Origin of the sequence: Pseudomonas sp. UBA5706 (genome assembly GCF_002419965.1) — a bacterium.
GTDB lineage: Bacteria > Pseudomonadota > Gammaproteobacteria > Pseudomonadales > Pseudomonadaceae > Aquipseudomonas.
In genome coordinates, this window is sequence record NZ_DIHC01000047.1 from 1 (window position 1) to 11,208 (window position 11,208).

Genomic DNA, 11,208 nt, shown 5'->3' on the forward strand with positions numbered 1-11,208 from the left:
GGTTTTTACCGGACACTAGTGGCGCTCTGCGTGGGAATGCAACCCGCGACGCTCCGCGTCGATTTCCACTGGACGCGGAGCGTCGCGGGCTGCGTTACCACGCGGAGCGTGGGAACGATCAAAGAACGATCAAGGGGCATCTGAGGCAGTAGGGTGCGATAAAAAACCCCGGTTTCTCACGACGCCGGGGCTTTTTATTGCGCTTGGTTCAGCGTCGAATCAACGACGACGGAACAGCGGCAGTGGCTCGTCGGTAGCAGCCTGATAGGTCACCGAGAAGTCCTTGAGGCTTTCCAGCGCTTCGTACGGGTCTTTATCCGGGCGGATTGCAAAGGCGTCGAACCCGCAACGGTGCAGGTAGAACAACTGGTCGCGCAGCACGTCGCCAATGGCCCGTAGCTCGCCCTTGAAGCCATAGCGGTCACGCAGCAGGCGCGCATTCGAGTAGCTGCGGCCATCGGTAAACGCCGGGAAGTTCAGGGCAATGACCTGAAACTGGTTGGCGTCATCACCGATTTCCTCGGCTTCTTCATCGCTGTCCAGCCACACGCCCAGGCCGCCATCACGGGCCTTGAGGGCATGAGCGTGCTCACGCCACAGAGCGAGCGGCACGATCAAATCATCGCAGTTGGACAGGCCGTCGAGCGTGGTGTCCTTGGGCAGCAGGTGCCAGGTCTCGTCGATGACCTGGTTGTTCTTAATGATTCGCTGCATAGACGCGCTCCTTGAAAGGGTCGATGCCGATACGCTGGAACGTGTCGATGAAGCGCTCGTCTTCGTTGCGTTTTTCGACGTAGACGTTGATCAGTTTCTCGATCACATCCGGCATGGCGTCCTGGGCGAACGACGGGCCGAGAATCTTGCCCAGGCTGGCGTCCCGGCTGGCGCTGCCGCCCAGCGAAACCTGATAGAACTCCTCGCCTTTTTTGTCCACGCCCAGAATACCGATATGGCCGACATGGTGGTGCCCGCAGGCGTTCATGCAGCCGGAGATGTTCAGGTCCAGTTCGCCGATGTCGAACAGGTAGTCCAGGTCGTCGAAACGGCGTTGGATGGATTCGGCGATCGGAATCGACTTGGCGTTTGCCAGGGAGCAGAAATCGCCACCCGGGCAGCAGATGATATCGGTCAGCAAGCCAATGTTCGGCGTTGCAAAGCCTTGCTCGCGCAGCTCGCCCCACAGGGTGAACAGCAGGGTCTGTTCGACATCCGCCAGGATTATGTTCTGCTCATGGGAGGTGCGCAGCTGGCCGAAGCTGTAGCGCTCGGCAAGGTCGGCCATGCCGTCCAGCTGCTTGTCGGTAACGTCACCCGGCGCCACGCCGGTCGGCTTGAGCGACAGGGTCACCGCGGCATAACCGGGCTTTTTGTGAGCCAGCACGTTGCGCGCGCGCCAGCGGGCGAAACCGGGGTGTTCCCGGTCCAGCTGCGCCAGTTCTGCGCCGTAATCAGCCAGAGCCTTGTACTCAGGGTCTACGAAGTGTTTGGCGACGCGGTGCACTTCGGCGTCGGTGAGGGTGGTCTGGCCGCCACGCAAGTGGGCCATTTCCGCCTCGACCTTTTCGGCGAACACTTCGGGGGTGAGCGCCTTGACCAAAATCTTGATCCGCGCCTTGTACTTGTTGTCGCGACGGCCATAGCGGTTGTACACGCGCAGGATGGCATCCAGATAGCTCAACAGGTCCTGCCACGGCAGGAATTCATTGATGAATGCGCCGACAACTGGAGTACGACCCAGGCCACCGCCCACCAGAACGCGGAAACCCAGTTCGCCGGCGGCGTTCTTTACCGGCTCAAGGCCGATGTCATGGACTTCGATGGCGGCGCGGTCGGAGGTAGAGCCGTTGATCGCGATCTTGAACTTGCGTGGCAGGTAAGCGAATTCGGGGTGGAACGTGGTCCACTGACGCACGATTTCACACCATGGGCGCGGGTCAACCAGCTCGTCGGCCGCGACGCCGGCGAACTGGTCCGTGGTGACGTTGCGCAGGCAGTTACCGCTGGTCTGGATCGCATGCATCTGCACGGTAGCCAGTTCAGCCAGGATATCGGGGATGTCTTCCAGCGCCGGCCAGTTGAACTGCACATTCTGCCGAGTACTGATGTGCGCGTAACCCTTGTCGTAGTCGCGGGCAATCTTCGCCAGCTTGCGGGTCTGGCGGGAGGTCAGCTGGCCGTAGGGCACGGCCACGCGCAGCATCGGCGCAAAGCGCTGGATATAGAGGCCGTTTTGCAGGCGAAGCGGGCGGAACTCTTCTTCGCTGAGCTCGCCGGCCAGATAGCGGCGGGTCTGGTCGCGGAACTGCTTGACGCGGTCCTCGACGATCCGCTGATCGTACTCGTCGTATACGTACATGGTGGTCCTGTTCTCAGGCGATTCACTGCTGCTTGGACGGCCAAAAACAGGCGATGCGTTGTCGCGATGATTTCAGGCCGCTAAACAAATCTGCGCGCACGGTCGCACAGCCCCTAAACGGAGCCGGGGGAGGTTACCAGTTTGGCGATATGCGCAAAAGTGATGTTTGAATATAAGCAAAGAACCAAAGGTGCTAAGCAATTCATCGCCTATTCATAACCACAGTTGTGATAAGGACAATGCTCGACTTTACTCAGCAGATGACCGGGATTAACCGTCTTCGGTCGATGTCATGTGCCATCACCCATAAGACCGACAAGAGGCGATGCAATGCGTAATCACTACCCTAAATCTGCCAAACCCGCCAGCCACGTGGACGCCTGGGCCATTGGCTTTATCGTTATCCTGGTCGCAGGCGCGGCACTGTTCTGGATGCTCCATCAATGAGCGTATTCACCCTTTGGGTCTAACCCTGGCCATGATGCTCAGCAGCGTCGGGCAATGCCGGCGGTCGGCAATTGCGTCAGCCAGGATGCCCGGAGCTGGCTGATACAGTCTTTCTCCCGCAGGCCGCCCGCCCGGAGTTCGGACTGCCAGCTGGCTGTCGGTTACTCGTCATAGCCCAGGTTTGGCGCCAGCCAGCGCTCGGTTACACGCATTTCCTGGCCTTTGCGAGCGTTATAGCTTTCCACCTGATCCTTATCGACTTTGCCCACGGCAAAATACTGCGCTTGCGGATGGGCGAAGTACCAGCCGCTGACTGCGGCCGCCGGGAACATCGCATAATGCTCGGTGAGAAACACGCCGCTGACGCCTGGCTTTCCTTCGCCCTGCGCAGGGTCGAGCAGGTCGAACAGCACGCCTTTTTCGGTGTGGTCCGGGCAGGCCGGGTAACCGGGAGCAGGGCGAATGCCGACGTATTTCTCTTTGATCAAGTCGTCGTTGTCCAGCTGCTCGTCGGTGGCGTAGCCCCAGTAGTGCTTGCGCACTTGCTGATGCAGCCATTCGGCGCAGGCTTCGGCCAAGCGGTCGGCCAGTGCCTTGACCATGATCGCGTTGTAGTCATCGCCCTTGTCCTGATAAGCCTTGGAGACTTCTTCGGCGCCTATGCCCGCCGTGGTGATGAAACCGCCCACATAGTCCGTGACACCACTGTCTTTTGGCGCGACGAAGTCGGCCAGCGAAAAGTTCGGCTTGCCGTCGGTCTTGATGATCTGTTGGCGCAGGTGATGCAGCCTGGCCAAGGGCTGACCGTTGTCGTCAAACAGCTGGATGTCATCGTGGTCAACTTGATTGGCCGGCCAGAAGCCAAACACCGCACGGCTGCGGATCAGCTTCTCGTCGATCAACTTGCGCAAGAGTTCCTGGGCGTCGTTGAACAGCGAGGTGGCCGCTTCACCCACCACTTCATCGGTGAGAATGCGCGGGTACTTGCCGGCCAGGTCCCAGGAGATGAAGAACGGCGTCCAGTCGATGTAATCCACCAGCACGTCCAGGTCGATATCCTCCAGCACCTTGACCCCGGTAAAGGTCGGCTTTGCCGGTGCATAGGCGGCCCAGTCGAACTGCGGTTTCTTGGCGATCGCAGCGCTGTAGCTCAGGCGTTCGGTGCGAGCGCTGCGCGCCGAAGTGCGCTCGCGCACTTCAACGTACTCGGCGCGGGTCTTCTCAATGAAGCCAGCCTTCAGCTCCTTGGACAGCAGTTGTGTGGCAACCCCCACCGCGCGCGAGGCGTCAGTGACGTAGATCACCGCGTCGTTGCTGTACTTGGGTTCGATCTTCACCGCGGTGTGGGCCTTGGAGGTGGTCGCGCCACCGATCATCAGCGGCAGGCTGAAATTCTGCCGCTGCATTTCGCGTGCAACATGCACCATCTCGTCCAGCGACGGCGTGATCAGGCCGGACAGCCCGATGATGTCGCACTTCTGCTCTTTGGCCACTTGCAGGATTTTCTCGGCTGGCACCATGACCCCCAGGTCGACGATGTCGTAGCCGTTGCAGCCCAGCACCACGCCAACGATGTTCTTGCCGATGTCGTGCACGTCGCCCTTGACCGTAGCCATGAGAATCTTGCCCTTGGCTTCTGGCTTGTCGCCTTTTTCGGCCTCGATGAAGGGGATCAGGTGCGCCACCGCCTGCTTCATCACGCGGGCGGACTTCACCACCTGCGGCAGAAACATCTTGCCCGAGCCAAACAAATCGCCAACCACGTTCATCCCCGCCATCAACGGGCCTTCGATGACTTCGATCGGTCGGGTGAAAGACTGCCGGGACAACTCGGTGTCCTCGACGATGTGGGTGGTGATGCCCTTGACCAGCGCGTGCTTGAGGCGCTCGTTGACCTCCCAGCCACGCCACTCCTCGGTTTCGGCTTCCTTGACCGAACCGTCGCCCTTGAACTTGTCGGCAATCGCCAGCAACGCATCGGTACCGTTGGCATTGCGGTTGAGCACTACGTCTTCGACCGCATCGCGCAGTTCGGCTGGAATCTCGTCGTAGATTTCCAGCTGGCCGGCGTTGACGATGCCCATGGTCAGGCCATTGCGGATCGCGTACAGCAGGAACACCGAGTGGATCGCCTCGCGCACCGGGTTATTGCCACGGAAGGAGAACGACACGTTGGACACGCCGCCCGAGGTCAGGGCGAAGGGCAGCTCATCGCGGATGTAGGCGCAGGCATTGATGAAGTCGACCGCGTAATTATTGTGTTCTTCGATTCCGGTGGCGACAGCGAAAATGTTCGGGTCGAAGATGATGTCTTCGGGTGGGAAGCCGACTTCGTTGACCAGAATGTCGTAGGAACGCTTGCAGATTTCCTTCTTGCGCGCCTCGGTGTCGGCCTGACCGGCTTCATCGAAGGCCATGACCACCACGGCAGCGCCATAGCGCTTGCACAGTTTTGCGTGATGGACGAATTGCTCGACGCCTTCTTTCATGCTGATCGAGTTGACGATGCCCTTGCCCTGAATGCACTTGAGGCCCGCTTCGATCACTTCCCATTTGGAGGAGTCGATCATGATCGGCACGCGGGAGATGTCCGGCTCGCCGGCGATCAGGTTGAGGAAGGTGACCATGGCCTTCTTCGAGTCCAGCATGCCCTCGTCCATGTTGATGTCGATCACCTGGGCGCCGGCTTCGACCTGTTGCAGGGCGACCTCCAGGGCTTCGGTGTAGTTGTCTTCGCGGATCAGGCGGGCGAATCGGGCGGAGCCGGTGATGTTGGTACGCTCACCGACGTTGACGAACAACGACTGGCGATCGATGGTGAAGGGCTCAAGACCCGAAAGACGGCAGGCTTTCGGGATATCCGGAATCGGCCGCGGCGGGTATTTGCCGACGGCATTGGCGATCGCCTTGATGTGCGCAGGGGTCGTGCCGCAGCAGCCGCCGACGATGTTCAAAAAGCCGCTCTGGGCGAACTCTTCGACAACCTTGGCCATCTCGGCAGGGGATTCGTCGTACTCGCCGAACTCGTTGGGCAGGCCGGCGTTGGGGTGTGCCGATACCTGGGTGTCGGCCTTGTTCGACAGTTCTTCCAGATACGGCCGCAGGTCGCTGGCGCCCAAGGCGCAGTTCAGACCCACCGAGATCGGCTTGGCGTGGCGCACCGAGTTCCAGAACGCCTCGGTGGTCTGACCGGACAGGGTGCGGCCGGAGGCGTCGGTGATGGTGCCGGAAATCATGATCGGCAATTCGAAGCCCAGTTCGTCGAACACGCCCTGTACGGCAAAGATTGCGGCCTTGGCATTGAGCGTGTCGAAGATGGTTTCGATGAGGATCAGGTCCGCGCCGCCTTCGATCAAGCCCTTGGTGGCTTCGGTGTAGTTCTGCACCAATTCGTCGAAGGTGACGTTGCGATAGCCGGGATTGTTGACGTCGGGTGACAGCGAGCAGGTGCGGCTGGTCGGGCCCAGTACGCCGGCGACGAAGCGCGGCTGGTCCGGGGTTTCCAGGGTCTTGGCGTCGGCGACCTTGCGCGCGAGCCTGGCGCCTTCAACGTTCAGTTCGTAGACCAGTGCTTCCATGCCGTAGTCGGCCTGGGACACCTGGGTCGCGTTGAAGGTGTTGGTTTCGAGAATGTCGGCGCCGGCGTCCAGGTATTCCTTTTCGATCGCGCCAATCACGTCCGGCCGTGTCAGCACCAAAAGGTCATTGTTGCCCTTGACGTCGCTTGGCCAGTCGGCGAAGCGTTTGCCACGGTAGTCTCCTTCTTCCAGGCGATAGCTCTGGATCATGGTGCCCATGCCGCCATCGAGAATCAGAATGCGTTTCTTAAGAGCTTGATGAAGTGCTTGGAGACGCGCGTTGCGATCTGACATTGGCTTACCCGGACGAAGAAAAACTGAAAAAAGGGTGACGCTTAAAGGAGCGGAATAATAGCAAACCTGTGCGCTTTTAAACCGTGGCGGGATTTGAATGAATTCTGTTCATCTTGATGGCCGGTCGCCACGGGTAGAATTGGCGGGTTTTTTATTTTCAGGACGCCCGTTCCATGTTGCATCGCTTGTTCGCCATTGCCGTGGCTTTTACGTTTTGCGGTGCAGCGTTCGCGCAACCGCCTCCTTCGTTACCGGCTATTTCCTATAGCCGTGATATCCAGCCCATCTTCACCGAGAAGTGCGTTGCCTGCCACGCCTGCAACGATGCTGCCTGCCAGTTGAACCTGGGCAGCGGCGAGGGTGTGTTGCGCGGCGCCTCCAAAGTGCCGGTGTATCAAGGTGATCGCAGTCAGGCGATTGCACCGACACGTATCTTCTACGACGCGCAGGGTCCCGAGGCCTGGCGCAGAAAGGGCTTTTATTCAGTGCTCGACGGCGAGAGTAACCAGGCCGCTTTATTGTCAAAGATGCTGGAATTCGGTCATCGCACGCCGCTGGTGCCCAACGCAAAACTGCCGGATACCATCGCCCTGGGGCTCAATCGCGAGAACATGTGCCCGATGCCCCAGGAGTTTCAAGGCTACGCCGCCGCGCATCCTGGCCAGGGCATGCCCTTGGCGGTTACCGGGTTAACCGAGGTCCAGTACGACACTTTGCAGCGCTGGCTGGCGCAGGGCGCTCCCGTGGAGCAGACGCCGGTGCGGCCCAGCGCAGGTGAGGCCGAGCAGATCGCCGAATGGGAAAGCCTGTTCAACCGCCCTGGTTCGACCGAGGCATTGGTCGCCCGATGGTTATATGAGCATCTGTTCCTGGCGCATGTTCATTTCACCGGCGGCGAGCAGGGGCATTTCTTTCAGTGGGTGCGTTCGCGCACACCGAGCGGCCAGCCAGTGGACCTGATCGCCACGCGTCGTCCCGATGACGACCCTGGCACCAGCTTCTATTACCGCCTGATGCCGGTGCAGGGCGTTATCGTGCACAAGACCCACATCACCTATCCGATGGGTCCGCAGAAGCTGGCGCGGGTCAAGCAACTGTTCTACAGCGGCAACTGGCGCGCCACCGAACTGCCCGGTTACGGTCCGCCACGCCGGGCTAACCCCTTTGACACGTTCAAGCAAATTCCAGCCGCCGCGCGCTACCAATTCATGCTGGATAATGCCGAGTATTTCGTGCGCACCTTCATTCGCGGCCCGGTGTGTCGTGGGCAAATCGCCACTGATGTGATTCGCGATCATTTCTGGGCCTTGTTCCAAGAGCCGTCGCACGATCGCTACATCACCGATCCCGTCTATCGCGGCAAGGCCACGCCATTGCTGGCGATGCCGGGACAAGACGACGATGTCGGAAGTGTGCTTGGCGTCTGGCGTGGCTACCGCGACAAGCGCAATGAATACGAAGACCTGCGCCGCGACGCCTATTCGCACATGCCGCCGCCCGGATGGGCGACGCTGTGGGCAGGCAACGACAACGCCCTGTTGACCATTTTCCGGCACTTCGACAGTGCCACGGTCAACAAGGGGTTGATCGGTGATCTGCCGACCACCGTCTGGCTGTTCGATTACCCGCTGCTGGAGCGCACCTATTACCAACTGGTGGTTAATTTCGACGTCTATGGCAATGTCGCCCATCAAGTGCAGACCCGCCTGTATTTCGACCTGATCCGCAACGGTGCCGAGGTCAATTTTCTGCGCCTGATGCCGGCGGACAAGCGCGACGACATCCTTGGCAGCTGGTATGAAAACGGCGGCAAGGTGAAGATGTGGCTGGATTATCAGGCGATCGACGACGACACGCCCAGCGGCATCAAACTGGACGAAAGAGACCCCAAGCACGACTTTCAGCGAAAGTTGGTCGAGCGCGCCGGGACCCTCAATGCTACGCCTGATCCGATCAATCGCTGCAGCGGGGCGTACTGCTCACGGCAGGGCGTAGGGCCTGTGTTCAGTGACGTGGAGCAATCGCTCAGCCGGCTGGTGTCGCGGCCTGCGGCAGGGTTGCGGGTCATCGACCTGTTGCCCGAAGCGACCATGCTGCGTATTCAGGATGGCAGCGGCAAACGCATCGTCTACAGCATGCTGCGCAACCGCGCGCACAGTAACGTGGCGTTCCTGCTGGGTGAGGCTTACCGTTATGAGCCGGGCCTCGATACCCTGACCATCTACCCGGGAGTGCTCAGCAGCTACCCGAACTTCATCTTCAACATCCCGGCCAACGAAGTGAGCGAATTCGTCGACGCGATGGAGCAGGCGCACGAGCACAAAGTGGCGTTCGACAATATCGTCAAGCGTTGGGGTGTGCGGCGTAGCAACCCATTGTTCTGGACCTATTTCCATGATCTGGACCAATACATTCGGGAAACCGACCCGCAGGAAGCAGGGGTATTGGATATGAATCGTTATGAGAATTTGTAGGCTGTATCAGCAATTGCAGACGATGTATCTGCGGCTTGCCGGCTTGCCGGCGGCAGCGATTCATGGGCGCCGCCACTGGCAGGCCAAGCTGTTATGACCCTCATCCGGTCAAATTTAATCTTGAAAAAATCAGCTGCAGGTCATGCCCGCACACACGGGCCGAAACCGAAAAACCCTGATAAATCATGGCCTGCAGCCATTATACAGCCGGCCGCTCCCAACGAACCTTTGCCCTGAACCTTAGTCGGATCGTGCATGAGTCTTCCCATCTATCTGGCCTTTGAGAGGTGTCGGAACGTGGGTCATGCACGTGTAGAAAAGAGGTTGCAGATGTTGATTTCGGTTCAAGCCCTGCGGGCGCTCGCCGCGTGGGCCGTTGTATGTCACCACTTCATGCAGATTTTCTTCGACTTCCATCCCACCGGCCCGATCGGCCGGTTCTTCACTGAAAAAGGCGCCGTTGGCGTCGATATCTTCTTCGTTATCAGCGGTCTGGTCATTTACCTGTCGACGGTGGGCAAGGACATTCCCGCGCGCCACTTCATGCTCAATCGCATTATTCGCATCGTGCCGGCTTATTGGCTCTATACGCTGGTCATGGGACTGCTGGTGCTGGTCGCCCACCCGTTGTTGCCGCATCAGGTTGTCGATTGGCAGAGCTTCATACTGTCGCTGATGTTCATTCCGTCCGAGAACCCTGGCGGCTATGGGCTCTACCCGACGCTGAACGTGGGCTGGACGCTGAATTATGAAATGCTGTTCTACGTGCTGTTCTCGATGGTGTTCCTGTTTCAGCAGCGCCTGCGCCCGCTGATTATCGCCGCCGCACTGTTCGCGGTGACCGATGTGCTGGGGCGTTCCGGGCTGATCAGCCGCTTTTACGCCAACGATATCGTTTATGAGTTTTTGCTTGGCATTGGCGTGGGGGTCATCTATCGCCGTGGCTGGATCAGCGAGCGCCTGTGGCTGCCGTTACTGGCAATCGGAGGGGCGCTGCTGGCGATCAAGCACCTGCAACCGGATCTGCGCTTCATTCATTGGGGCGTACCCAGCGCGGTGATCGTGGTGGCGTGTATTTCGCTCGAACCGTACCTGCGCGGCAGCCGCGTTTTGAAAACCATGGGTGATTGTTCATATTCGGTGTACCTGCTCCACGTCCTTGTGCTGTATGGCGGCTGGCTGGCCACCGAACGCTACGGTCTTAACCCTTACCTGGCGTTTGCCGTGTGTGTGCCGATCATCGCGCTGGGCGCGTGGTTGAGCTATGAGTGGATCGAGAAAGGACTGTATCGTCGGATGAAGGGCTGGCTGGACGGCCGAAGGGCGCTCAGGGAGCAAGCGGCACTGTCTTGAGCATCAGCGGATGCATCGGGCAGCTATTACCTGAGTAGAATACTGGGACTTTGTCAGTTGCTGCGTAATGGCGTAAACTGCGCCCACGTCTGCGAGGAATTTTCATGACCGCTATTACTATTACCGATGCCGCCCACGATTACCTGGCCGATCTGCTGCAAAAGCAGAACACCCCTGGCATCGGCATCCGCGTGTTTATTACCCAGCCTGGCACCCAATATGCCGAGACTTGCATTGCTTACTGCAAGCCCGGCGAAGAGAAACCTGAAGACAAGGCCATCGGCCTGAAGAGTTTTACGGCATGGATCGATTCGTTCAGCGAAGCGTTTCTGGATGACGCCGTGGTTGATTACGCCACCGACCGTATGGGTGGTCAACTGACGATCAAGGCGCCGAATGCGAAAGTGCCGATGGTCAATGCCGATAGCCCGATCAACGAGCGTATCAATTATTACCTGCAGACCGAGATCAACCCCGGTCTTGCCAGCCATGGCGGGCAGGTGACGTTGATCGATGTGGTCGAGGAGGGCGAGGCGAACATCGCAGTGTTGCAGTTTGGCGGTGGTTGCCAAGGCTGCGGGCAGGCTGATGTGACGCTTAAGGAGGGCATCGAGCGTACGTTGCTTGAGCGTATTCCTGAATTGGCGGGTGTGCGTGATGTGACCGACCATACACAGAAAGAGAACGCTTACTACTAAGCGGTCCT

6 protein-coding genes are annotated in these 11,208 nt (G+C 59.3%); 3 read left to right on the plus strand and 3 right to left on the minus strand.

The genetic code is table 11. From position 1 onward, the window contains the following. Positions 1-219: 219 nt before the first annotated feature. The 3 genes from B3I26_RS24150 to metH form a co-directional block, all read right to left on the minus strand. Positions 220-714 (minus strand): DUF934 domain-containing protein, encoded by a 495-nt coding sequence (locus B3I26_RS24150; RefSeq protein ID WP_296261414.1) that lies wholly within the window; start codon positions 712-714, stop codon positions 220-222. After that, a complete protein-coding gene (locus B3I26_RS24155; RefSeq protein WP_296261416.1) occupies positions 698-2,356 on the minus strand; it encodes a nitrite/sulfite reductase in 1,659 nt (552 codons plus the stop codon). Before B3I26_RS24155 ends, B3I26_RS24150 begins: the two co-directional genes overlap by 17 nt. A 608-nt stretch (positions 2,357-2,964) precedes the next feature. Then, on the minus strand, positions 2,965-6,675 hold the full coding sequence (metH, locus tag B3I26_RS24160) for a methionine synthase (RefSeq protein WP_296261418.1): 3,711 nt from the start codon (positions 6,673-6,675) through the stop codon (positions 2,965-2,967). 173 nt (positions 6,676-6,848) lie between these two features. On the opposite strand from metH, the gene B3I26_RS24165 reads away from it, so the two are divergent. The 3 genes from B3I26_RS24165 (at position 6,849) to nfuA (ending at position 11,200) form a co-directional block, all read left to right on the plus strand. Further along, positions 6,849-9,149, plus strand: a complete 2,301-nt coding sequence (locus B3I26_RS24165; RefSeq protein ID WP_296261419.1) for a fatty acid cis/trans isomerase — start codon at positions 6,849-6,851, stop codon at positions 9,147-9,149. A 330-nt stretch (positions 9,150-9,479) separates the two neighbouring features. Next, on the plus strand, positions 9,480-10,502 hold the full coding sequence (locus tag B3I26_RS24170; RefSeq protein ID WP_296261420.1) for an acyltransferase family protein: 1,023 nt from the start codon (positions 9,480-9,482) through the stop codon (positions 10,500-10,502). 104 nt (positions 10,503-10,606) lie between these two features. Next, positions 10,607-11,200, plus strand: a complete 594-nt coding sequence (nfuA, locus tag B3I26_RS24175) for a Fe-S biogenesis protein NfuA (RefSeq protein ID WP_296261422.1) — start codon at positions 10,607-10,609, stop codon at positions 11,198-11,200. Positions 11,201-11,208 lie beyond the last annotated feature (8 nt).